Genomic DNA, 21,735 nt, shown 5'->3' with positions numbered 1-21,735 from the left:
TGCCGTCTCCGCTCACCGGCGACGGACCTTGGTTCCGAGCACTCCCGGGTCAGCCCGCGGAAGCGGCCGCCGCGAGGTCGAGCGCGATGTCCGTGATCATGTCCTCCTGGCCGCCGACCATCTTGCGCCGCCCGACCTCGACCAGGATCGTGCGGGTGTCCAGGCCGTAGCGGCGGGCGGCGGTCTCGGCGTGGCGCAGGAAGCTGGAGTACACGCCCGCGTAGCCGAGGGTGAGCGTCTCGCGGTCGACGCGCACCTCGCGGTCCTGCAGCGGGCGGACCACGTCGTCGGCGGCGTCCATCAGCGGGAACAGGTCGCAGCCGTGCTCCCAGTTCATCAGGTCGGCGACCGCCACGAACGCCTCCAGCGGGCAGTTGCCGGCGCCCGCTCCCTGGCCGGCCAGGGAGGCGTCGACGCGGGTGACGCCGTTCTCCACGGCCACGACGGAGTTGGCGACGCCCAGGCCCAGGTTGTGGTGCGCGTGGATCCCGAGCTCGGTGTCGGAGGTCAGGACGTCGCGGTAGGCGCGCAGGCGGTCGCGCACGCCGTCCATGGTGAGGCGGCCCCCGGAGTCGGTGACGTAGACGCAGTTGGCACCGTAGGACTCCATCAGCTTGGCCTGCCGGGCGAGTTCGGCAGGCTCGGCCAGGTGGGACATCATCAGGAAGCCGGCCACGTCCATGCCCAGGCCGCGGGCGGCGTCGATGTGCTGGGCGGAGATGTCGGCCTCGGTGCAGTGGGTGGCGACGCGCACCGAGCGGATGCCGAGGGCCTGGGCCCGCCGCAGGTCGTGCAGGGTGCCGATGCCGGGCAGCAGCAGGGTGGTGGGCACCGCGTGGTGGACGCTGTCGCAGACGGCGGCGATCCACTCCCAGTCGGTGTGGGCGCCGACGCCGTAGGTGATGCTGGAGCCGGACAGGCCGTCGCCGTGGGCGATCTCGATCGCGGCCACGCCGGCCGCGTCGAGGGCAGTGGCGATGGTGCGGGCCTGGTCGACGGTGTAGCGGTGGCGTACGGCGTGCATGCCGTCCCGCAGGGTCACGTCCTGGACGTAGAGGGGGGTCATCGCGTCGCCACCTCCGGGGCGCGGAGGGCGGCCATGCGTTCGGCGGTGCGCAGGGCTGCCGAGGTCATGATGTCGAGGTTGCCGGCGTAGGCGGGCAGGTAGTGGGCGGCCCCCTCCACCTCCAGGAACACCGACACCTTCGCGGCGTCACCGGTGCGGGAGGGCGCGGGCAGCAGGGATCGGAGCGGGTCGTCGGCGGCGACGCGGTCGAACTGCACCTTCTGCTTGAGACGGTAGCCGGGGACGTACGCCTGGACCCGGGCGACCATCCGCTCGACCGAGTCGGTCACCGCGGCGTCGTCGCAGTCGCCGACCAGGCAGTACACGGTGTCGCGCATGATCAGCGGCGGCTCGGCCGGGTTCAGGACGATGATCGCCTTGCCGCGGGAGGCGCCGCCCACCTTCTCGACGGCCGAGGACGTCGTCTCGGTGAACTCGTCGATGTTGGCCCGGGTGCCGGGGCCCGCGGAGCGCGAGGAGATCGAGGCGACGATCTCGCCGTAGTGGACGGGAGTCACGGCCGAGACCGCGGCTACGACCGGAATGGTGGCCTGGCCGCCGCAGGTGACCATGTTGACGTTGGGGGCGTCGAGATGGGCGTCGCCGTTGACCGGCGGGACGACGTACGGGCCGAGCGCCGCGGGCGTCAGGTCGACGACGGTGCGCCCCAGCGCGCGCAGCACCTCGTCGTGGCGGCGGTGCGCTCCGGCGGAGGTGGCGTCGAAGACGATCTGCACGTCCGCGAACTCGTCCAGTTCCACCAGGCCGTCCACGCCCTCGTGGGTGGTGGCGACCTTCAGGCGGCGGGCGCGGGCCAGGCCGTCGGAGTCGGGGTCGATCCCGACCATCGCGGCGATCTCCAGGGACTCGGAGAGCCGCAGGATCTTGATCATCAAGTCGGTGCCGATGTTGCCGGACCCGATGACGGCGACCTTCGTGGTCATGCGAGGGCTCCTTCCGTGGCGGCGGGCGCGAACGCGGTCGTGACCGTGCCCAGTCCTTCGATGACGGCGGTGAACTCGTCGCCCGCGGCGGCAGCGGCCATCGGGCCCAGCGCGCCGGTCAGGACGAGGTCGCCGGCCCGCAGCGGGTCGCCGAGCCCGGCGAGGGTGGAGGCGAGCCAGAGGGCGGCGGTGAGCGGGCTGCCCAGGCAGTCGGCCCCGGTGCCCCGCGAGACCTGTTCGCCGTTCCTGGTGAGCGTCATGGTCACGGCCCGCAGGTCGACCCGGTCCAGCGGCACCGGGGTGCCGCCGAGGACGTACAGCCCGCAGGAGGCGTTGTCGGCGACGGTGTCGACGATGGTGATGTCCCAGTCGGCGATGCGGCTGTCGACGATCTCCAGGGCGGGCAGCGCGAACGCCGTGGCGCGCAGCAGGTCGGCGACGGTCGCATCGCGGTGCGGCAGGTCGGCGCCGAGCACCAGGGCGACTTCGGCCTCGACCTTCGGCTGGAGCAGTCGGCCGGGGGCGACCGGCTGTCCCTCGGGCACCGCCATGTCGGCGAACAGGGCGCCGAAGTCCGGCTGGCCGACGCCGAGTTGGCGCTGCACGGCGGGCGAGGTCAGGCCGACCTTGCGGCCCACGAGCCGTCGCCCGGCGCTGACGCCGAGGTCGACATGGAGCTGCTGCACGGCGTAGGCGGCCTCGATGTCGGCCTCGGGCAGCAGCGTGCGTACCGGGGCGCACGGGATGCCGGTGCGGGCGGCGCCCTCCAGGAGAGCGGCCGCCTTGGCCACGCCGGCGGGCCGAGTCGGATCCGGCAGGGGTCGGTGGGGTGGTGCGGAGCCGAGCACGAGGGTGACCTCCGGGGATGGTTGCGGGGTGGTGGGGAGCGGTGACGGTTCGCCGGTCTCCGTCGGGTGCGGGTGTGCGCCGCGAGCACCGGGTCGGGCGGGGACGGCACCGCACCGGTGGCGCGGTGACCGTCCAGGTCAGTCGTCGGGGATGCCCGTGCCGCTGAGGGCGGGCACGGTGAGCTCCGGGCGGGCCAGGGATCGGGCTCCGGCGCGGAACTGGGCGAGTTTGTCGACGACGGTCTGGCCGACGGGGAGGTGGCCCCAGGTACTGATGCCCTGGTGGGTGGTGGGTTCCCAGGTGCTCTCGTCGATGACGATCGGGTTCCAGCCGACCTCCCACTCGAAGCCCGAGGGGGTGCGGGCGTAGTAGGACAGTTCCCTGTCGTTGGTGTGCTGGCCGACGGACAGGGCCATGTCGAAGCCGAGTTCGTGGACGCGCTGGTAGCTGCGGGCGACGTCGTCGAGGGTGGCGGCCTGGATGTTGAGGTGCTGCACCCGGGTGCGGATCGGGTCCAGGGGCAGGCCGCGGACGGCGGCGACGGCGATGGAGTGGTGGCGCTCGTTGACGCGCAGGAAGCGGATCTTGAGTTTGACGCCGCTGATCGTCTCGTCGATGTAGTCGGTCAGGCGGGCGTCGAAGACGGTGTCGAAGTAGCCCCGGATCTGCGCGGGCTTGGTCGAGGTCAGCGCGACGTGGCCCATGCCGGAGTCGCCGGTGACGAAGCCGGAGGCGAGCATGCGCAGCGGTTCGGCCGCTCGCTTCGGGTTGGTGTAGATCTCCTGGGTGATGCCCTTGGGGCCGGGGAAGCGCAGCAGCCGCTCGACGCCGCGCAGGGCCGCCTCCTCGTCGGAGCCCCTGGTGCAGGGGACGCCGTGGGCGCGGATGCGGGCTTCGATCCGTTCGAAGGCGGCGTGGTCGTCGACGTGCCAGCCGGTGGCGACGACATCCTCGGCGGGGCCGCGGGTGAGCAGGAAGCGGCACTCCTGGTCGTCGAGGCGGAAGCGCATCAGGTCGGGGGAGAGGCTGTCGTGGTGCATGCCGATGGCGTCGGTGCCGAAGCGGCGCCAGTCGGCGAAGCGGTCCGTCTCGATGACGACGTAGCCGAGGTGGACGGCGCCGAAGACGGTGGCGTTGGCCGGTTGCGTGGTCATCGCCGACCTGCCAGGAAGTCGGCGCACAGCCGGTTGAAGAGTTCCGCGCGTTCGAACTGGACCCAGTGGCCCGTGTTGGCGACCGTGTACAGGTCGCAGTCGGGCATGCGTGCGGCGAGCATCGGGCCGCCGGAGGGCCGGTTGACCTTGTCCCGGGCTCCCCACAGCACCAGGGTCGGGACGGGCAGTCGAGACAGGCGCGGGTCGCGGGTGAAGTCCATCCTCCACAGGGTCCGCAGGGCGTCGCGTCCGGAGGGTCGTTGCAGGGGCGGTGCGGCGATCACCTCCGGGTCGATGCTGGCCCGGTAGCGCTCGTCGATCACGGAGTCGGGGACGTCCGCGGCGTTGAAGACGAGGTGGTTGCGGATGAACTTCTCCAGCTTCGGCCGCGAGGGTCCGTCGCCGTTGTAGTAGTTCAGCAGGCTGGTGAGACCAGGGGTGGGCAGGGCGCGGGTGGTGCCGACGCCGCCGGGGCCCATCAGGACCATGCGGTCGACCCGCTCGGGGGTGTCCAGGGCCAGGCGCAGGGCGCAGGCGCCGCCGTAGGAGTTGCCGACCAGGTGGGCCTTGTCGAGGCCGAGCCGGTCGAGCAGCCCGCGGATGTGGTCGGCGAGGAAGCCGAACGGGTCGCCGGCGTCGACGCCCTTGGTGCTGCGGCCGTAGCCGGGCAGGTCGGGCACGATGACCCGGTGGTCCCGGGCCAGGGCGGCGATGTTGCGGGTGTAGTTGGAGACGCCGGAGGCGCCCGGGCCGCCGCCGTGCAGCAGCACCAGCGGCGGGCCGTCGCCGGTCTCCGCGGCGAAGACCCTCCTTCCGCCGATGTCGTACGTCGTCTCCTGCATCGTCGGCAGGCCGGTCGGTGTCGTCGTCATGGTGCCGGTGTCCTCACTGGGGGGTGGACGCGTGCGGGCGGGGGGCGGTGGCCGGGGCGAAGCCCCGGGGCGGTAGCGGGAGCGGGGCCCCCGCGGGGGCCGCCGCGTAGACGTAGGCGTCGGGGCGTAGGGCGAGTGCGGCCGCGCCGTGCCGGGCCATCCAGGGCAGCAGGACGCCGTCACTGTCGACGAGGGTGCCTTCGGCCGGCTCGGAGCCCAGGGGCGTGACGGTCAGGGACGGCACCTCCAGGACGTCCCAGGCGAGTTGGGGGGCGGCGGTCCGGGCGTGCAGGAGGTGCCACCGGCCGCCGAGCGCGTCGTCGAGGCGGACGCGGCTGCCGTCGGGGCCGGTGACCCACGGCTGGGGCACCTGGTGGCCGGTCGCCCTGGCGCGGGAGCGGGCCTGCAGGCCGGCGTCGTAACGGGCGACGGGGATCCAGTTCGCGCTCTGCAGCCAGTTGCTGAAGCCCGGTACGCGGTCCAGGGTGCGCAGGGCGCCGTCGCGGACCTTGGTGACCGGCCGGCGGCGTTCGGTGATGGTCCGGCCGACGAGCACCGCCCGCCGGGTGACCTCCTTGACGTGCGGTTTGCGTTCGGCCTCGTAGCTGTCGAGGACCGTCTCGGGCAGTTCGCCGCGCAGGACGGCGTCGAGCTTCCAGCAGAGGTTGGCCACGTCGCGCACGCCCGCGGCCATGCCCTGGCCGATCCACGGCGGCATGGCGTGGGCGGCGTCGCCGGCGAGGAAGACCCGGCCCGCGCGGAAGCGGGTGGCGAAGCGCACGTGGTGGCTGTAGACGGTCGCGCGCAGCACCTTGATGCTGTCGCGGCCGATCCCGTACCGGGAGATCAGCCGGTACACGGCGTCCTCGGTGACCAGGTGTTCCTCGTCGTCCCCGGGCAGGAGCGGGAACTCGTAGCGGTGGTGGCCCAGCGGGGTCGGGCAGTCGACGGCCGGGCGCGCCGGGTCGCAGTGGAAGCGCAGCTTGTCGTGGTCGGGCCAGGGCTTGAGCATCTCGGTGTCGATGACGACCCAGCGGTCCTCGTACGTCCGGCCCTCGTAGCCGATGTTCAGCTGGGCGCGAGTGAGGCTGGAGCCGCCGTCGGCCGCGATCACGTAGGAGGCGCGCAGCCGGTGCACGGAGTCGTCCACCGTGTCGACGGCCGTCAGCTCCACCCCGTCGGCGTCCTGGCGCAGGCGCAGGCACTCGTGGCGCAGTAGGACCTTCACGTTCGGGTAGCGGTCGACGCCGTCGCGCAGGACCTGCTCCAGCGCGGGCTGGTAGATGAACATCTGCGGCGGATGCCCGTGCCCGCGCGGGGTGGGGCGGGCGCGGATGAATGGGCGGCCGTCCGCGTCGACGAAGTCCACGGGCCGCTCGGTCAGCATGTCCTGCTTGAGGCGCTCGGCCAGTCCGATCCGCTGCCAGATCCGCACGACCTCCTCGTCCGTGGAGATGGCCCGGGCGCGGGTGAAGATCTCGGCGTCCCGCTCCAGGACGACGACGCGCAGCCCCATCGCGCCCAGCAGGTTCGCCGCGGTCACGCCCGTGGGCCCGTAACCGATGACGGCCACGTCGTAGGAACTGTCCTCGGGCGCTGTCCCGGCCCCGGTCTGACGCATCAGGCCACCTCACTGTCGATCTCACCGCGCGACTCTTGCTGTAGCGCTCACTCCAATTGGAATGACTGCTACGGTATGCTCGCTGTCGGAGAGGGTCAAGTGACCGGAACCGCGCACCACCGGAGGGAACGCCCCTCGGGCCCGGGCCGCAGAGGCCCCGCGAGGAACGCGCCCCCACCTCGGCGCCGCACGGCCGGTGACCGGCACGACACGCCCCGCTCCGCCCCCCACGGACCGCACGAAGAAAGGCCGCGGCATGTCCCCTTCGGCACGACGCATCGACGTCCACCAGCACGTGGTGCCCGGCTTCTACCGCGACGAGCTCGCCAGGGCCGGCATCGCCGACGCCGGAGGCCGGGCCCTGCCCGACTGGAGCGCCGAATCGGCGCTGCACCTGATGGACCTGCTGGAGACCGCCACCGCGATCGTCTCCGTGTCCACGCCCGCGACGGGCTTCCTCGCAGACCCCGGCGCGGCCGCCGACCTGGCCCGACGCCTCAACGACCACGGCGCGTCCCTGGCCTCGGACCACCCCGGCCGCTTCGGCTTCTTCGCCACCCTGCCCATGCCCGACACCGGAGCCTCCGCCGCCGAGGCGGTGCGCGCGCTGGACGAGCTACGCGCCGACGGCGTCACCCTGCTCGCCAACCACCACGGCACCTACCTCGGGGCCGACGGCCAGGACGTCCTGTGGCGCGCGCTCGACGACCGCGGCGCGGTGGTCTTCGTCCACCCGGCGGAACTGCCCGCCCCACCGGTCGACGGCATCCCGGCCTTCGCCGCCGACTTCCTGCTGGACACCACCAGGGCGGCCTACCTCCTGGTCCGCAGCGGCATCGTGCACCGCTACCCGCACATCCGCTTCATCCTCAGCCACGCCGGCGGCTTCGTCCCCTACGCTTCGCACCGGATGGCCGTCACCCTCGCCAACGACACCGCGCGCAGCCCGCTCGACGTCCTCGACGACTTCCGCTCCTTCTACTTCGACACCGCCCTGTCCTCCAGCCCGGCCGCGCTGCCCACCCTCCTCGCCTTCGCCCGCCCCGGACACGTCCTCTTCGGCAGCGACTGGCCCTTCGCCCCGACCCCCGCCGGGCAGTACTTCGCCAACGGCCTCGACACGGGCGTCGACCCCGGCACGCTCGCAGCCGTCAACCGCACCAGCGCCGAAGTGCTCTTCCCCCGGCTGGCAACCACCCACCCGACACCCCCGGCGACACCGCCGACCTCGGTACGCATCCGCCGCGTAGCCCAACGCGCCGCAGCGCGCCTGGCTTTCAAGCTCGTCCAGCCCGGCGCGGACTGATCGGGCGCTTTGTCCACCACTCCGAGACTCACACTCCAGCCGGACCGGAGCATGAGCCCTAGGCCAACGTAGAAGCTGACGCCTGTTCGCAGGGCTTTCGGATCCCGTGCGCCCCTGGAAGGGCCACGAAGGTCTGGATGTCTTCGCCGCAGGTCAGTTAGGGTGCCAGAGTGTTCCGCCGGTCTGGCTCGGGGACAACAGCTCCGTGATGAAGCGCGTGATCGAGCGCCTCTACGCCTGCTCCTCGATCCTCAACGAGCACGGCCAGTACGCCTACTACGGTCGCGTGGGCGGTTGCCTGATCACGGGCAACGAGGACGGCGCGAAGCACTGCGCGATGAACGTCCTGTACAGCCTGCAGCACCTGGGCTACGTGATCCCGCCCCAGGCCGACGCGGGCTGGGTCGGCCCGGCCGGCCCGGGGCCCTCCTACCTGGACCCGGGCTCAGGTGGCCCGGAGAACGACTTCACCAACCGGAACACCACGTTCATGACGTGGAACCAACTGCACCTGGCCCGGATGCTCAAGGATGCGGGCGGCATCCCGGCGCACGGCAACCAGCGTTCGGAGTGGGACGCGGGGTGCCGGTTCGACTTCGAGAACCCGGAGCACCGCTGAGATCGGCGCGGCCGACGACCTCGAGCTGACCCTGGGCCGGCCGACGCCAGGGCTGCCCCGGACGAGTAGTTCCGAAGGTCGCGTCCGGTTGCAGGTGAGCCGCCGAGAGCGATGACAGGCCCGCCGGTTCGGTGCCGGTCGGGCCCCAGGTGACCTACCTTCGGGACGGAGATCGGCTGGTGCTTTTCGGGGCCAACGGCGGTCGAGCGAACCATCCGGGCTGGTACCACAACCTCCTGGCCGACCCAAAGGGGCCGAGTCGAGGTCGGCGCAGAGTCCTTCGAGGCAAGGGCGACGAATGCCGAGGGGGCCAGAACGCGAGCGCCTGTGGAGCGAACAGCCGAAGCACACCCCGTACTTCGCCGGCTTTCAGGAGCGGGCCGAACGCCGTGGCCCAGTTGTCGTTCTGACATGCGTGACGGTCTGATTCCCCGCACGCGGCGGTACCACGGCGAGGGCGACCGTTGCGAGGGAGTGCCCGTTGGCCACCCGGCTGGCTGTCGCTGGCGGCATCATCAAGCCTCAGTGATCGAATGCGGTGAGCGACCGCAGGATCGAAGCGCCGGTCTTGTGTTGGCGCTGGTCAGGCGACGCCCAGGAGCCTGCGAGGCGCTCTCCTGCCGCGGCCCAGGGCCACCGGTCCCGGGGCCCACCGTTTCGCCGCCACGGGTCACGCGGTCAAGGCATCGGTGACCGCCGTTATCCCCTGGGGTGCCAACTGTTCCAGGAGACCGGTGATCCCGTACCAGCCGCCGAGCGCGGCGAGTCGTGCGGCGAGCCTGCGGGCGTCGGACGGCGCGGCCAGCCCCGCGACGACGAACAGCGCGCGGTCCCGTGTCTCGCGGAAGGCGATCGTGTCGGCGAGCGCCTCGGCCCGCTCCGTCTCCCCGCGCCGGGCCAACTCCTCGACCACGGGGACCAATGCGTGCCCGCGCGCCCACAGGTCGGTGATCGCCCGGGTGAGCGTCTGGGCTCGGTCCGTCTCCCCGTGCCGGGCCAACTCCTCGACCACGGCGATCAGTGCTCTGGCTCGTGCCCGTCGGTCAGTGATCGCGTGGGCGAGCGTCTCGGCCCGGCCCGTGTCCCCGCCGCGGGCCAGCTCCCCGACGATCTCCGCCTGCCAACCCGCACGGAGGTGGGGGGCGTTCATCGCGTCGGCGAAGGCCATGGCCCACTCGACCCGACCGTGCCTGGCCAGCATCCGCGCCGCCGCCGCCCGCAGGTCGTCGGCGTGCCAGGAGGTGGGGCTGCAGGCGTCGAGCAGTGCCTGCGTCCGCTCCACCAGCGCGAGGACCACGTCCGCTTCGGCGGTCTCGGCTGCCGCCTCCAGCACGTCGACCATGACGGCGGGGTAGAGGGGCGAGGTTCCCGGACGGCGCAGGAGGGCGTCGAGCCGATCCAGGTCGCCGCGGCCGACCTCGGGGACCAGGATCGCCGTCAGCGGCCGCGGCCCGCCCCGGTCGTGCCCCTGACCGCCGGGTCCGTGGAGCCGGGCGAGGTCCTCCAGACGGTCGGCGAGGTCACCGGCCCGGACGTGGTCGCCGGCCGCGGTGGCCACGTCGAGAAGGAGGGTGAGCACCCGTGAGGACGCACTGTCCGCGGCGCGGTCGGCGAAGTCGAGCGCGCCGCGGACGTCCCCGGTGTCCGCCAGCGCTTTCGCCAGGAGGGCCCAGGTGATGCCCCAGTTGTGCGGATAGCGGACCCGCTCCGCCAGCGCGAGGGCCCGGTCGAGTTCACCGGCCCTGGCCCACGCCGGCACCAGCGCGACCAGGGCACGATCGTGGCAGTCCCTCACCCGGATCGAGTCGACCAGCGCCTGGGCCCCGAGCAGGTCTCCCGCGCCGGCCGCCTCCTCCACCAGCGCCAGCAGCGCTTCGCCCTGCTTGGGCTCGTCGCTGATCGCGAATGCCAGCTCGGCCGCACGCGCGAGGTGACCGGTCCGCGCGAGTGCCCTCAGATGCCACAGCGGAACGGGCTCGCGGGCACCATCCGCGTCCCGTGACGCCAGCAACCGGAACAGGGTCACCAAACACGGTTCGAACCCGCCCGGGACGACGCCCTTTCCGGCATCACCCTCCCGAGCGAGGCCGTAGCGCCGCTCACGCCACCGCTCCATGAACAGCTCATAGCCCCACTCGGCCATGCCCTTTTGCGTACTCACGTCGCCCCCGGTCGCGTCCTGCCGCTGTCCCGTAGCGTAGGGCCTGCTGCGCGCCACCGGGCCGGTGCCTGGACGCATGGCGGTGAGGCATCCACCTCCGCGGCGGGGCGCGCCACCTCGGTCGCGGAAGTCGCGGAACCCCCCACGCGTTCCCCGTCGTCTCCCCGGGAAAGGGCGGCACCTCCGCACGGCGGGGGCGGGCCGTGGAGGCGGGGAGGGGCGCGTGAGCGAACACGAGACGGCGCTGGCGGTGGGAGCCGCCGGCGGCCTGGGCCGTTACCGGGGCTTCGCGGTCCCGGGGTCCACGGTCGGCGACGGGTTCTTCATGACGTTGGGCCTGTTGTTCCTCGGGCTCTTCGGCTACTTGCTGGTCCTCGGTACCCCGCTCTGGCCCGAAGGGGTACTCGTCACCGGTGGGCTGCTCATGGGATTGGGCATGGCCGGCCCCGCCTTCTGGCCCCGCTTCGAGCGACGCCGAGGAGGCCGCCTGGAGCGCCTCTACTGCTTCGAAGACGGCCTCGTGATCGGTAGTGGCCACACCATGCGCCCCATCCGCTGGTCGGACGTCAGCATCACCAGCGAGGAATGGGAGTCGGGGAGCGAGTACCGCCCATCGGGCACGAGCCGCACCCTCACCACACCCGACGGCACCGTGGTCGCCCGGTTCACCGGTCAGGAACCCGGGCGTGTCGGCGGCTACCAGGTGATGCTCCTCCACCAGGCCGCCACCGAGCGTGAAGCCGTCCACCCTTCGCCGGGCCCGACGCCGAGTGACGCGCGACCCACCGAAGCCTGACATCTCACGACCGGTGTCGTCAGCCGCCAGACCGTCTACGCGATCACGGACCTGACCTCGCATCAGGCCTCGCCCCAGCGCCTGGGCCAACTCGCCAGGTCGCAGTGGACCATCGAGAACCGGCTGCACGATGCCCACACTCGGCTGGTCGTCGCTGTCGGCAAGCCCCCTGTCGGGCAATCGGGACGACTGCAAGGCCTGGGAGGAGTCCGGCGCCAAGGCCACCGTCGGACGTACGACGACCATCGCCGACGGCGGCTATCCGGGTACCGGCCTGGTCATCCCGCACTGCCCGCCGCGCGGCGGCGAGCTCACCGAGTGGCAAGCCGAGCACAACCGCGAACACAAGCAGGTCCGTGCCCGCGTCGAGCACGTCTTCGCCCGGATGAAGACCTGGAAGATCCTCCGCGACTGCCGCCTCAAGGGCGACGGCGTCCACCACGCCATGGTCGGGATCGCCCGCCTGCACAACCTGCTCCAAGCCGTGTAGGCGAAGCCCACTCAGCGGCGGATCACCCCGTCCCGAGCCCAGGGCGGCGTCGTTCAGTGTGTCTGTCCGTTTTGTGATTATCTGAGGCCGAGGGGCGCGAGGGTGCGGACGTCGATGAGGACATCTGGTCATGTGGCATGAGTCCCTGTCTGTAGCTGAGCGGCCCGCAGCCCGACAGACGTGCGCGGCCAGCTGTGATCAGCTGGATGTGATGGGTCTTGCCGCCCCTGTACGGTGTGCCGTATGAGCCTGGGAGTCCATTTCGCCATCGATGCGGAGACCGCCGATCGCCTGCTCGCGGCCGCCGACGACGACGAGGTTGCTGCGCTCGTCGAGGAGGTTGAGGAAGCGGGCATCGGTGTCGGCCACTGTGACACCGACAAGGCGTGGGACGCCATCCATCGCAGCCTGACCGACGGTTACCTTGGCTACGTCAACGGCATTTACCCGCTGAATGCTGTAATCCTGGGCGGCGTACAGCTTTATGAAGGGGACGATTACATCGTCAGCCTGCTCACTCCGGATCGGGTTCGCGATGTCGCCGATGCCATGGCCGATGTCGGCCGCGAGGCACTGAAAGCAGGCTACGACTGCATCGACATCGAAGACTACGGGCCGAACTTCGGCCACGAGGATTTCGCCTACACCTGGGCGAACTTCACTGACCTGGTCGTCTTCTTTCGGCAGGCAGCGGACGCAGGAAGCCACGTGATCTTTACGGTCGGCCAGTAGGGGCTCCGGGGCCAGGGCGGCGTCGTTCAGTCGGTCTGCCGACTTGATGGCAGCTCATGTGCCTGAGCCCGCTGCGATGTCCCCGGATCGGGCCGGAACGGAAGCAGGCACGGCCTCCGGGTGATCATGAGGCGTCGAGTCCCTGATCACCACAACGGAAGACCGTGCCTGGCCGCTCATCATCGCCCATCCCTGCCGGTCTGGGCCAGCTCGCTGTTGCCCGGCTTTCCGCCGCCGAGGAACACCCCGGCCTGCTGGACTGTCTTGCCACGGTGCCCGATCCGCGCCGGGCCAAGGGCCGTCGCCAGCCCCTCACCTTTGTCCTCGCCCTGGCCGCCTGCGCGGTCCTGGCCGGCGCGAGATCATGGCCAACCTCTCCTCGGTTGCTGTCGATCGTCTCGAAGCCCTCGTCCGCAACCGGCTCAAGCGCCTGCAGTACCGGCCCGACATCCTCGACGGCTTTATAGCCGGCACCGGTCTGACTCTCGATAGCCCTACCTCATCCTGACGAGCCGAAGTCAGTACTCTTCTCGCCCGACCCCTGGTAGGTGGTGCCGTCCAGGTGGAGCGCTGCGGCAGCTCGGACAATCTCGACAGCCTTCTGCTCGACCGGGGCGACGAAGGCGGGTGGTGCGCCGGAGGCCACGTGCTCCTCGTCCGGGTTGTACTCCCGGAGCCAGGTCACCCGCGCACCGCCTCTGTGGCGGCGCCCACGATGGCTCCGGCGAGGGCAGCCTGCTGCTTGCGCTCTTCCAAGGTCTGGGCGTGATTGGCGAGGTACTCAGCACGGTGCAGTTCGGCGAGGGTCTCCGGGTGGCGAGCGATCTCAACGTCCACAGCCCACTTCGTGGTGAAGCGCAGCAGGGGCTTGAGGCTCTGGCGATCGACTGCCTCGGTCATGGCGCGCGCCTGGTCCGCGGTCATCTCGGTAAGCCGGTGCGGGAGAAGGGCTGCCACCGCCTCGTACAGAGCCAAAGGCGTCTGGGCCGGCCTCGGGATCAGCTCGGGACCATGGGTCGGCTGAGCGCTCATCTCCGGCTTCCTCCATCTCGGTGGTGCCAAGGCCCACCGTACGGCAGGCGGGCGCCGCTCGGTGGGCTCAAGGGCGCGAATCTGGTCAGTGAGACGGGCCGGGCGCAGCCGGCGGGGCGCCGGATCTGCATCGCGCGGTGGACGCGGTCTCCCTTGAGCCGGCAGTCGCACAGGATCTTCCAGGTCTTCATCCGGGCGAAGATGTGCTCGACGCGGGCCCGGACCCGCTTGTTTTCACGGTTCTGCTCGACCTGCCACTCGGTCAGTTCGCCGCCGCGCGGCCGCCGGTGCGGGATGACCAGGCCAGTGCCCGGGTAGCCGCCGTCGGCAATCGTGGTCGCTCTGCCGACGGCGGCCTTGGCCCCGGACTCCCCCCCAGGCTTTGCCGGTCGTTCCGGTTGCCGGGAAGCGGCGAGCCGACCCATGACGACGAGGCGGGTGTGGGCGTCGACGACGACCTGGTGGTTGGTGGGGTACCGGTAGTTCTTGGACTGCTCGGCGATGCTGTGGCCGCGGGTGGAGACCAGAGTGCCGTCAACGATCAGCACGGTGTCCTGCGGAACCGCTGCCGCGGCTTGAGTGCAAGCAGCGGCCCGACGTAGTCGATGATCCGGTCAGCCGCCGACTTGGACACCCCGAAGAGCGACGCGAGCTGCCGCAGCGTCAGGTTCGTCTGCCGTAGGCCGCGACCAGCAGAACCCGGTCTTCCAGAGGCAGACTCCACGACCGGCCGGGCCGCACCATGTCAGCGCCCTCACGGCGCAGCGCGGTCATCAGCTTGCGGAAGTCTCGCGGGCTCAGCCCGGTGAACGGGGCTATCCATGCCCTCAGCTCACTGCTCTGGTTGCGGGACAACCCTTAGGCGTCGGCGCGGCGGGGCAGCTTCCAGCCCGGGCGGGGGAAGTGGCAGGTGTACCCGTTCGGGAACTTCTGCAGGTAGTCCTGGTGCTCGGGCTCGGCCTCCCAGAAGTCCCCGGCGGGGGTGACCTCGGTGACGACCTTGCCCGGCCACAGGCCCGAGGCGTCGACGTCGGCGATGGTGTCCTCGGCGACCCGCTTCTGCTCGTCGGTGAGGTAGAAGATCCCCGAGCGGTAGCTGGTGCCGATGTCGTTGCCCTGGCGGTCCTTGGTGGACGGGTCGTGGATCTGGAAGAAGAACTCCAGCAGGGCCCGGAAGTCGGTCCGGGCGGGGTCGTAGACCACCTCGATGGCCTCGGCGTGGTCGCCGTGGTGGCGGTAGGTGGCGTTCGGGACCCCGCCGCCGGTGTAGCCCACGCGGGTGGACACCACCCCGGGCTGGCGGCGGAAGAGCTCCTCCATGCCCCAGAAACAACCCCCGGCGAGGATGGCCTTCTCGGTCGCCATGGTTCCACTCCCTCAGTGACGGACATCGACTTTCGCTGCTACTGACAACGTACGAGGCCCCCGTATTCCTGTGCACGCGCCGGCCGCTCCCCGTCCGGGTTCCGTAAGGACCCAGGACCGAGGGAGGCCGGCCACCAGCCGGTGGTGACCGGGGGCGGAGCCGACGGTGCGGTTGGCGTCGGGGGAGATGACGGTGTTGCCGACGGTGCGGACCGCGGTCGGGTGCACGACGGAGGGGAAGACCCCCACAGGTCGAGATTCGCGGTGCGCGGAGGCGTAGCGTGGTGACGGTGACGAGCCGCGCGGAGAGCGGAGCGGGGGTGCGTCTGGCGGAGCTGGTGGCCGCGCTCTCGCTGGGTGTCGACCTGGGCTTCGGCCAGCCGATGGAGCACGTGCTGCGCCAGTGCCTGATCGCGTTGCGACTGGCCGAGCGGCTCGGCCTGGACGACGACATCCGGTCGGTCGTCTACTACACGGCGTTGCTGATCAACGTCGGCTGCCACTCGGACGCGCACGAGCAGGCGAAGTGGTTCGGCGACGACATCACGCTGAAGTCCGGCAAGTACGCCTACGAGCAGCGCAGCCTGGCGGGCGCGGCGGCGACGCTGCGGTTGATCGGGTCGGGCAATCCGCCGTTGCACCGGTTCCGGGTCGGCCTGGAGTTCACGCTCGGCGGGTTCCGCGATCTGAACGGGATGATCACCTCGCACGCGGCGCTGGCCCGCGAGCTCGCCCGGCGGCTCGGTCTGCCGGACGCCGTGCAGGAGGCGGTGGCCGGCTCGTACGAGCAGTGGGACGGGCGCGGGTGGCCCGGAGAGCTCAAGGGCGAGGCCGTGCCACTGCCCTCCCGGCTCGCGCAGCTGTCCGAGTACGTCGAGGTGGCGCACCGGATCGGCGGGACCGGTGCGGCCACGGAGCTGGCCAGGCGTCGGGCGGGGGCGCAGTTCGATCCCGGACTCGTGGTCGAGTTCTGCCGGGAGCCCGAGGGGATCGTGGGCGGACTGGACACGGTCCGCACCTGGGAGGCGGTGATCGGGGCCGAGCCCGCGCTCGGCGTGCGGCTCGGCGACGAGGAGTTCGACGCGGCGCTGCTCGCGGTCGCCGACTTCGTGGACCTGAAGTCTCCGTACACACTGGGCCACGGCCGTGCCGTCGCGGCGCTGGCCGTGGCGGCGGCGCTCGGACTGCGGATGGATCCGGTCGAGGTGACGACGCTGCGCCGGGCCGGCCTGGTGCACGGCCTGGGCCGCCTCGGGGTCTCCAATGCGATCTGGGACAAACCGGGACCGCTGGGCGCGGGGGAGTGGGAACGGGTGCGGCTGCAGCCCTATCTGACGGAGCGGATGCTCCGGCAGTCCCCGGCGCTCGCGCCCCTGGGCGCGGTCGCGGTGCAGTACCGCGAGCGGCTGGACGGCTCCGGCTACCCGCGCGGGCTCGCGGGCGGTGCGATCTCCTGGCCGAGCCGGATCCTGGGCGTCGCGGACGCGTACCAGTCGATGATCGAGCCGCGCCCGCACCGGGCGGCGCTCCAGGCGGCGGAGGCCGCCGTGCAGTTGCGGGCCGAGATCGCCGCCGGACGCCTGGACGGCGAGGCGGTCGCCGCGGTGCTCACGGCGGCGGGGCACCGCACGCCGCGGCGCGGCGCCGGGCCCGCGGGCCTGACCACCCGCGAGATCGACGTGCTGCGGCTGCTGGCCCGTGGCTGCTCCAGCAAGGAGATCGCCGCGCGGCTGGTGATCTCGCCCAAGACCGCGCGCAACCACATCGAGCACATCTACGCCAAGATCGGGGCCTCGACCCGGGCCTCGGCCTGCCTCTTCGCGGTGCAGAACGGGTTGCTCTGAGCGCGCGCCGGCTCCGGGAACCACGACGCGAACCACGGCCCGGACGACGGCCCGGACGACGGCGCGGACGACGGTGCCGAAGATGAGGCATCCGCCCCATGTGCCGGGCACGGCGCGGGCCTAGCGTCGAGTCAGAACGTCGGACCGTGAATCGAGGCAGTCATGGGCATCAGAAGCACACTGTTCGCGGTGACCTACGACCGGATGATGGCCAAGGCCGAGCGGCAGGGCCTGAACGACCTGCGTCGCCGACTGATCGCCGAGGCCGCCGGCCGGGTGCTCGAGATCGGCGGCGGCACCGGGGCCAACCTCGCCCTCTACGGCGAGGGCGTCGAGTCGCTGACCGTCACCGAGCCCGAGCCGGCGATGGTCCGCAGGCTGGAGCGCCACGTTGCGGAGCGGGCCCCGCACACCACGGTCCTGCGGGCGCCGGCCGAGGACCTCCCGTTCGAGGACGACAGCTTCGACGTCGTCGTGTCGACGCTGGTGCTCTGCGGGGTGAGCGACCAGCAGCGGGCGCTTCGCCAGCTCGGCCGAGTGCTGCGCCCCGGCGGGCGGCTGCTCTTCCTGGAGCACATGCGCTCGGAGGACCCGAAGGCGGCCCGCCACCAGGACCGGATGAACTGGCTGAACCGGCTGGTGGTCTGCTGCGAGTGCAACCGTCCGACGCTCGACTCGATCCGGGCGGCCGGATTCGTCGTCGACCACGTCGAGCGCCAGGTGTTCCCCGCGAGTCCGTCCTTCATCGGCCCGGCCGTGCTGGGCAGCGCCAGGCTCCCGGCGGCGGCCGCGACGCCGTCCGGGCCCGACGCGGCCACGGCCGTGCCGGCCACGGCCGTGCCGGAGACGACTGTCGGAGGCTGACGGGCCGGAGACGGCTGTCGGAGGCTGACGGGCCGGAGACGGCTGTCGGAGGCTGGCGGGCCGCGCGACCCACGAGCCGTGGCGCGGCTTTCCACGCCTCGGGACGCTCTTCAACCCGGCGGGCCTTCCACGGCCCGTCGGGCAGGGCGGCGCGATCACGGAGGGTGAGTGTCCGGCGTCGGGAATGCGGAAGGCAGGAATCCAAGGAGCGAGACGGCGAATAGGGTTTGGCGGAATAATGCCGGTGCAGTGCTAGAAATGACTGCATGGTCGAACACGCCGACCGATCGCGGATCGTATTCAGAAAGCCACTGATCGCGAGAAACCGACGGAGCGTAGCCACTCAGGTCTTCGCTCTGGAACTCGTGGTCGTGGTCCTCCTCGTGCTCGGGGCGATCCTGGCGCAGGTCCTCGAGTCACGGCGGAGCAGCGATTCCGAGGCGAAGAACAGGTCGATCGCGGTCGCGCAAACCTTCGCGCATTCCCCCGGTCTGCTCGCCGCGCTCAAGTCGCCCAATCCGACGGCGATTCTCCAGCCGATCACCGAGGCGACCCGCAAAGTGTCCGGCGTCGACTTCATCGTCGTCATGAACGACCAGGGAATCCGCTACACGCACCCGATGCCGGACCGGATCGGCCAGCGATTCGTCGGCACCATCGGCCCCTCCCTGGCCGGCCAGACCTACACCGAGAGCGTGCACGGTCCGCTCGGCCACGAGGTCCAGGCGACCGTGCCGGTCACCGCTCCGGACGGGTCGGTCGCAGGGCTGGTGTCGGCCGGGCTCAAGGTCCAGAACGTCACCGCCGCCGACAACCGGCAACTGCCGCTGATCCTCGGCACCGGCGCCGCCGCCGTCATGGTCGCCACAGCCGGCACCGCGCTGATCGCCCGCCGGGTGAAGCGCCAGACCCGCGGCATGGACCCGGGCGAGCTGGCCCGGATGTACGAGCACCACAACGCCGTCCTGCACGCGGTCCGCGAGGGCGTGGTCATCGTCGGACAGGGCGGGCAACTGCTGCTGGCCAACGACGAGGCGCGCGAACTGCTGGGCCTGCCCGCCCAGGTCGAGGGTCGGCACCTGGGCGACATCGAGGGCCTCACCCCCGAGGCTGCCGACCTGCTGTTGTCGGGCCGGGCGGTCACCGACGAACTGCTCCACGTCGGGGGCCGGCTCGTCGTGGTCAACCAGCGGCCGACCGACCCGCACAGTCGCGCCATGGGGACGGTCGCGACCATCCGGGACTCCACGGAGCTCCTCGCCCTCTCCGGCAAGGCCGAGACGGCCGGCCGGCGCCTGGCCCTGCTGTACGAGGCCGGCGTCGGCATCGGCACCACGCTCGACGTCGAGCGCACTGCCGAGGAGCTGGCCCGGGTCGCGGTGCCCGGCTTCGCGGACTTCGTCACCGTCGACCTCGCCGACCCGGTGCTGCAGGGCGACGAGCCCACCGGCGGCGCCGTCAACCTGCGCCGGACCGCCGTCCACGGCATCCGGGACGACCACCCGTTCTACCCGTGCGGCCGGCTGACCGCCTTCATCCCGTCCTCCCCGATGGCCCGCGGCTTCGACAGCGGCCGCTCGCAGGTCGTCCCCGATCTGGCGGTCGCGCACGGCTGGCAGGCCCAGGACCCGGAGTGGACCGGGCACATCCTGGACTACGGCGTGCACACGCTGATCACCACCCCGCTGAAGGCCCGCGGCATCATCCTGGGCGTCGTCAACTTCTGGCGGTCGCAGAAGCCCGAGCCGTTCGACGACGACGACCGGTCGCTGGCCGAGGAACTGGTCGCGCGGGCCGCCGTCAGCATCGACAACGCCCGCCGTTACACGCGCGAGCACGCCATGGCCGTGACCCTGCAGCGCAGTCTGCTGCCGCGCGCCCTGCCCGACCAGAGCGCCCTGGAGGTCGCCCACCGCTACCTGCCCGCGCAGTCCGGTGTGAGCGGCGACTGGTTCGACGTGATCCCGCTGCCCGGCAGCCGGGTGGCCCTGGTGGTGGGCGACGTGGTCGGCCACGGGCTGCACGCCGCCGCCACCATGGGCCGGCTGCGCACCGCCGTGCACAACTTCGCCGCCCTCGACCTGGCACCCGACGAGTTGCTCGGCCACCTCGACGAGCTGGTCAACCGGATCGACCAGGAGGAGGCCGACAGCGGCACCGGCACCGGCGTCACCGGCGCCACCTGCCTGTACGCGATCTACGATCCGACCTCCCGGCTCTGCACCATCGCGACCGCCGGCCACCCGCCGCCTGCGCTGGTCGATCCCGAGGGGGAGGTCGTCTTCCCGGACCTGCCGACCGGACCGCCGCTCGGCGCGGGTGGGATGCCCTACGAGACCGCCCAGGTGCGGCTGGTCGAGGGCACCCAGATCGTGCTCTACACCGATGGCCTGATCGAGGAGCGCACCCGGGACCTCGACGTCGGCATGGACCTGCTGCGCGCGGCGCTGTCGCAGCGCGACCGGGAGCCGGAGGAGAACTGCCGGGCGGTGCTGGAGGCACTGCTGCCGGAGCGCCCGCAGGACGACGTGGCACTGCTGATCGCCAGGACCGGGGTGCTCGGCCCGGACCGGGTCGTCGAGCGCGACGTACCGTCCGACCCGGCCGCCGTTGCCGACATCCGGGCATGGAGCACGGCGACGCTGGAGGAATGGGGCCTGGGCGAGCTGTCCTTCGCCACCGAGCTCGCCCTCAGCGAGCTGGTCACCAACGCGATCCGCTACGGCTCGGAGCCGGTGCGGGTCCGGCTGCTGCGCGACCGCAGCCTGATCCTGGAGGTCTCCGACGGCAGCAAGACCTCGCCGCACCTGACGTACGCGGCGAGCACCGACGAGGGCGGCCGGGGCCTGTTCCTGGTGGCCCAGCTCACCGAGCGCTGGGGTACCCGCTACACACCGCACGGCAAGATCATCTGGGCGCAACAGGCCTTCCCCGTCTCCGTCCACGCCGTGCCCTCGCAGGACCACGAGACCCCGCGCCTCGTCGCCAGAGCTTGACGGCGTGGCGGTCACGTCCCGGTGAAGGTCACTGTTCCCGGCGCTCGAGCCGGACCGGTTGCTCGATGCCGAGGTGCTCACGTCGGCCGATTTCGAGCCGGCCAAGGCCCGCGCCCTGAACTCAGGAGTAGCATCACAGCTTCGCAACTCCCTTACAGCTGACGTGATCTGACTGAAAGTCTGCTGATCCCGTCCCGCTTTGAGGAGATCAGCGCATGTCCACCCCTCCCCCGAACCAGCCCCCCGCCTGGGGACAGCCCCAGCAGCAGCCGGGCCCTGCCTGGGGACAGCCGCAGCCGCAGCAGCCCGGCCCCGGGTGGGGCCAGCAGCCCCCGCCCGGTCAGCCCGCTTGGGGGCAGCCGCCCGCGCCGCCGAAGAAGAGCGGCGCCGGGAAGAAGGTCGGCCTCGGCTGTCTCGGAGCGGTCGGCCTGGTCGTCGTCATCGGCGTGGTCGGTGCCGCGTTGAGCAAGTCGTCCAACGGCACCACCGGTTCGACCACCGCGGCACCGGCCACCCAGGCGTCGAAGGCCCCCACCCAGGCCGACCCTGCGAGCCAGACGCCGGCCGCGCCCGCGACCAGCGCGGCGGCAGCTGCGCCGCCGGCCACCAGCGCACCCGCCCCGGCAACCCAGCACACGGTGACGTTCGTCGTCACCGGCTCGTCCGGCGCGGATGTCCAGTACGGGTCGACCGGCTCCACCAGCCAGGGGCACGCCCCGATGAAGGTGAGCGAGCCGCTCGGGAACCCGCTGTACTACTCGATCAGCGCTCAGCTGCAGGGTGACGGGAAGGTCTCCTGCGAGCTGCAGATCGACGGGCAGACGATCTCGCAGGCGTCCGCGTCGGGCGGCTACAACATCGCGATGTGCGAGGTCTCCAAGGATCCGCTGAGCGGTCAGTGGAAGGACACCAACCAGGGGTGACGGGCCTGCTGCCCGCCGCAGGCGTGACCGTCGGCGGTACCGCGCCCGTTTGCCATCGGGCGCGGTACCGCCGGTGACACGACCGGCTGTCAGTCCTGTCC

General features: G+C 71.7%; 21 protein-coding genes and 3 pseudogenes. 12 read left to right on the top strand and 12 right to left on the bottom strand.

The window, feature by feature from the left end; all coding sequences use genetic code 11:
• Positions 1–49: 49 nt before the first annotated feature.
• The 6 genes from dmpG to ACFW1A_RS08765 all read right to left on the bottom strand — a co-directional run bounded on the left by dmpG (position 50) and on the right by ACFW1A_RS08765 (position 6,506).
• Complete coding sequence (gene dmpG, locus ACFW1A_RS08790; RefSeq protein WP_380406509.1) at positions 50–1,066, bottom strand: 4-hydroxy-2-oxovalerate aldolase; 1,017 nt, start codon at positions 1,064–1,066, stop codon at positions 50–52.
• The gene (locus tag ACFW1A_RS08785) at positions 1,063–2,010 is read right to left on the bottom strand and encodes an acetaldehyde dehydrogenase (acetylating) (protein WP_380406506.1); all 948 of its coding nucleotides are present in this window, start codon (positions 2,008–2,010) and stop codon (positions 1,063–1,065) included. Before ACFW1A_RS08785 ends, dmpG begins: the two co-directional genes overlap by 4 nt.
• Entirely contained in the window at positions 2,007–2,801 is a 795-nt protein-coding gene (gene mhpD, locus ACFW1A_RS08780; RefSeq protein ID WP_380406503.1) for a 2-keto-4-pentenoate hydratase, read from the bottom strand. Before mhpD ends, ACFW1A_RS08785 begins: the two co-directional genes overlap by 4 nt.
• A 195-nt stretch (positions 2,802–2,996) precedes the next feature.
• Positions 2,997–4,013: a VOC family protein gene (locus ACFW1A_RS08775; RefSeq protein WP_380406500.1), complete on the bottom strand. Its 1,017-nt coding sequence runs from the start codon at positions 4,011–4,013 to the stop codon at positions 2,997–2,999.
• Positions 4,010–4,855: an alpha/beta fold hydrolase gene (locus ACFW1A_RS08770; protein WP_380406553.1), complete on the bottom strand. Its 846-nt coding sequence runs from the start codon at positions 4,853–4,855 to the stop codon at positions 4,010–4,012. Before ACFW1A_RS08770 ends, ACFW1A_RS08775 begins: the two co-directional genes overlap by 4 nt.
• A 43-nt stretch (positions 4,856–4,898) precedes the next feature.
• Entirely contained in the window at positions 4,899–6,506 is a 1,608-nt protein-coding gene (locus ACFW1A_RS08765; RefSeq protein WP_380406497.1) for a bifunctional 3-(3-hydroxy-phenyl)propionate/3-hydroxycinnamic acid hydroxylase, read from the bottom strand.
• 256 nt (positions 6,507–6,762) lie between these two features.
• Here ACFW1A_RS08765 and ACFW1A_RS08760 point away from each other — a divergent pair, with 256 nt between their 5' ends.
• From ACFW1A_RS08760 to ACFW1A_RS08750, 3 genes and pseudogenes are all read left to right on the top strand, one after another.
• Positions 6,763–7,812 carry an amidohydrolase family protein gene (locus ACFW1A_RS08760; RefSeq protein WP_380406494.1) on the top strand — a complete coding sequence of 350 codons (1,050 nt, stop codon included), beginning with the start codon at positions 6,763–6,765 and terminating at the stop codon, positions 7,810–7,812.
• Positions 7,813–7,990: 178 nt separating this feature from the next.
• Positions 7,991–8,431 (top strand): annotated as a pseudogene (locus ACFW1A_RS08755) (flavodoxin family protein); the annotation flags it as partial.
• Positions 8,432–8,562: 131 nt separating this feature from the next.
• Entirely contained in the window at positions 8,563–8,841 is a 279-nt protein-coding gene (locus ACFW1A_RS08750) for a nitroreductase/quinone reductase family protein (protein WP_380406491.1), read from the top strand.
• A 260-nt stretch (positions 8,842–9,101) separates the two neighbouring features.
• Here ACFW1A_RS08750 and ACFW1A_RS08745 read toward each other — a convergent pair whose 3' ends face one another.
• Positions 9,102–10,574, bottom strand: coding sequence for a hypothetical protein (locus ACFW1A_RS08745; RefSeq protein WP_380406488.1), 1,473 nt, complete (start codon positions 10,572–10,574; stop codon positions 9,102–9,104).
• Positions 10,575–10,815: 241 nt separating this feature from the next.
• Between ACFW1A_RS08745 and ACFW1A_RS08740 the strand changes: the two genes are divergently transcribed.
• The 5 genes and pseudogenes from ACFW1A_RS08740 to ACFW1A_RS08720 all read left to right on the top strand — a co-directional run bounded on the left by ACFW1A_RS08740 (position 10,816) and on the right by ACFW1A_RS08720 (position 13,118).
• On the top strand, positions 10,816–11,388 hold the full coding sequence (locus ACFW1A_RS08740; RefSeq protein ID WP_380406485.1) for a hypothetical protein: 573 nt from the start codon (positions 10,816–10,818) through the stop codon (positions 11,386–11,388).
• A 129-nt stretch (positions 11,389–11,517) separates the two neighbouring features.
• A pseudogene (locus ACFW1A_RS08735) lies at positions 11,518–11,878 on the top strand (transposase family protein); the annotation flags it as partial.
• A gap of 243 nt (positions 11,879–12,121) precedes the next feature.
• Positions 12,122–12,610: a YfbM family protein gene (locus ACFW1A_RS08730; RefSeq protein ID WP_380406482.1), complete on the top strand. Its 489-nt coding sequence runs from the start codon at positions 12,122–12,124 to the stop codon at positions 12,608–12,610.
• A gap of 164 nt (positions 12,611–12,774) precedes the next feature.
• Positions 12,775–12,927 (top strand): annotated as a pseudogene (locus ACFW1A_RS08725) (ISAs1 family transposase); the annotation flags it as partial.
• A 47-nt stretch (positions 12,928–12,974) separates the two neighbouring features.
• Positions 12,975–13,118: a hypothetical protein gene (locus ACFW1A_RS08720; protein ID WP_380406557.1), complete on the top strand. Its 144-nt coding sequence runs from the start codon at positions 12,975–12,977 to the stop codon at positions 13,116–13,118.
• Here the strand turns inward: ACFW1A_RS08720 and ACFW1A_RS08715 are convergent.
• The 5 genes from ACFW1A_RS08715 to msrA all read right to left on the bottom strand — a co-directional run bounded on the left by ACFW1A_RS08715 (position 13,110) and on the right by msrA (position 15,007).
• Positions 13,110–13,295 carry a hypothetical protein gene (locus ACFW1A_RS08715; RefSeq protein ID WP_380406479.1) on the bottom strand — a complete coding sequence of 62 codons (186 nt, stop codon included), beginning with the start codon at positions 13,293–13,295 and terminating at the stop codon, positions 13,110–13,112. The genes ACFW1A_RS08720 and ACFW1A_RS08715 overlap by 9 nt on opposite strands.
• Entirely contained in the window at positions 13,292–13,642 is a 351-nt protein-coding gene (locus ACFW1A_RS08710) for a hypothetical protein (RefSeq protein ID WP_380406476.1), read from the bottom strand. The genes ACFW1A_RS08715 and ACFW1A_RS08710 overlap by 4 nt, the downstream gene beginning before the upstream one ends.
• Positions 13,639–14,190 (bottom strand): transposase, encoded by a 552-nt coding sequence (locus tag ACFW1A_RS08705; RefSeq protein ID WP_380406473.1) that lies wholly within the window; start codon positions 14,188–14,190, stop codon positions 13,639–13,641. Before ACFW1A_RS08705 ends, ACFW1A_RS08710 begins: the two co-directional genes overlap by 4 nt.
• Positions 14,184–14,276, bottom strand: coding sequence for a hypothetical protein (locus ACFW1A_RS08700; RefSeq protein ID WP_380406469.1), 93 nt, complete (start codon positions 14,274–14,276; stop codon positions 14,184–14,186). The genes ACFW1A_RS08705 and ACFW1A_RS08700 overlap by 7 nt, the downstream gene beginning before the upstream one ends.
• Before the next feature lie 224 nt (positions 14,277–14,500).
• Positions 14,501–15,007, bottom strand: a complete 507-nt coding sequence (gene msrA / locus ACFW1A_RS08695; RefSeq protein ID WP_380406466.1) for a peptide-methionine (S)-S-oxide reductase MsrA — start codon at positions 15,005–15,007, stop codon at positions 14,501–14,503.
• 290 nt (positions 15,008–15,297) lie between these two features.
• Between msrA and ACFW1A_RS08690 the strand changes: the two genes are divergently transcribed.
• From ACFW1A_RS08690 to ACFW1A_RS08675, 4 genes are all read left to right on the top strand, one after another.
• Complete coding sequence (locus ACFW1A_RS08690) at positions 15,298–16,851, top strand: HD domain-containing phosphohydrolase (RefSeq protein ID WP_380406462.1); 1,554 nt, start codon at positions 15,298–15,300, stop codon at positions 16,849–16,851.
• 162 nt (positions 16,852–17,013) lie between these two features.
• Complete coding sequence (locus ACFW1A_RS08685) at positions 17,014–17,715, top strand: class I SAM-dependent methyltransferase (RefSeq protein WP_380406459.1); 702 nt, start codon at positions 17,014–17,016, stop codon at positions 17,713–17,715.
• Between the two features lie 266 nt (positions 17,716–17,981).
• Entirely contained in the window at positions 17,982–20,711 is a 2,730-nt protein-coding gene (locus tag ACFW1A_RS08680) for a SpoIIE family protein phosphatase (RefSeq protein ID WP_380406456.1), read from the top strand.
• Positions 20,712–20,926: 215 nt separating this feature from the next.
• Complete coding sequence (locus ACFW1A_RS08675; RefSeq protein WP_380406453.1) at positions 20,927–21,634, top strand: hypothetical protein; 708 nt, start codon at positions 20,927–20,929, stop codon at positions 21,632–21,634.
• The last annotated feature ends 101 nt before the right edge of the window (positions 21,635–21,735 follow it).

Source organism: Kitasatospora sp. NPDC058965 (genome assembly GCF_042741245.1).
Taxonomy (GTDB): domain Bacteria; phylum Actinomycetota; class Actinomycetes; order Streptomycetales; family Streptomycetaceae; genus Kitasatospora.
This window is presented reverse-complemented; position numbering and strand designations above follow the sequence as displayed.

Bases quoted from the DNA above. Each gene is read 5' to 3' on its own strand.
- ACFW1A_RS08745 (WP_380406488.1), bottom strand. From the start codon at position 10,574: ATGGCCGAGTGGGGCTATGAGCTGTTCATGGAGCGGTGGCGTGAGCGG.
- ACFW1A_RS08710 (WP_380406476.1), bottom strand. From the start codon at position 13,642: ATGAGCGCTCAGCCGACCCATGGTCCCGAGCTGATCCCGAGGCCGGCC.
- dmpG (WP_380406509.1), bottom strand. From the start codon at position 1,066: ATGACCCCCCTCTACGTCCAGGACGTGACCCTGCGGGACGGCATGCAC.
- ACFW1A_RS08680 (WP_380406456.1), top strand. From the start codon at position 17,982: ATGGTCGAACACGCCGACCGATCGCGGATCGTATTCAGAAAGCCACTG.
- ACFW1A_RS08765 (WP_380406497.1), bottom strand. From the start codon at position 6,506: ATGCGTCAGACCGGGGCCGGGACAGCGCCCGAGGACAGTTCCTACGAC.
- ACFW1A_RS08775 (WP_380406500.1), bottom strand. From the start codon at position 4,013: ATGACCACGCAACCGGCCAACGCCACCGTCTTCGGCGCCGTCCACCTC.
- ACFW1A_RS08685 (WP_380406459.1), top strand. From the start codon at position 17,014: ATGGGCATCAGAAGCACACTGTTCGCGGTGACCTACGACCGGATGATG.
- msrA (WP_380406466.1), bottom strand. From the start codon at position 15,007: ATGGCGACCGAGAAGGCCATCCTCGCCGGGGGTTGTTTCTGGGGCATG.
- ACFW1A_RS08760 (WP_380406494.1), top strand. From the start codon at position 6,763: ATGTCCCCTTCGGCACGACGCATCGACGTCCACCAGCACGTGGTGCCC.
- ACFW1A_RS08730 (WP_380406482.1), top strand. From the start codon at position 12,122: ATGAGCCTGGGAGTCCATTTCGCCATCGATGCGGAGACCGCCGATCGC.
- ACFW1A_RS08770 (WP_380406553.1), bottom strand. From the start codon at position 4,855: ATGCAGGAGACGACGTACGACATCGGCGGAAGGAGGGTCTTCGCCGCG.
- ACFW1A_RS08785 (WP_380406506.1), bottom strand. From the start codon at position 2,010: ATGACCACGAAGGTCGCCGTCATCGGGTCCGGCAACATCGGCACCGAC.
- ACFW1A_RS08720 (WP_380406557.1), top strand. From the start codon at position 12,975: ATGGCCAACCTCTCCTCGGTTGCTGTCGATCGTCTCGAAGCCCTCGTC.
- ACFW1A_RS08675 (WP_380406453.1), top strand. From the start codon at position 20,927: ATGTCCACCCCTCCCCCGAACCAGCCCCCCGCCTGGGGACAGCCCCAG.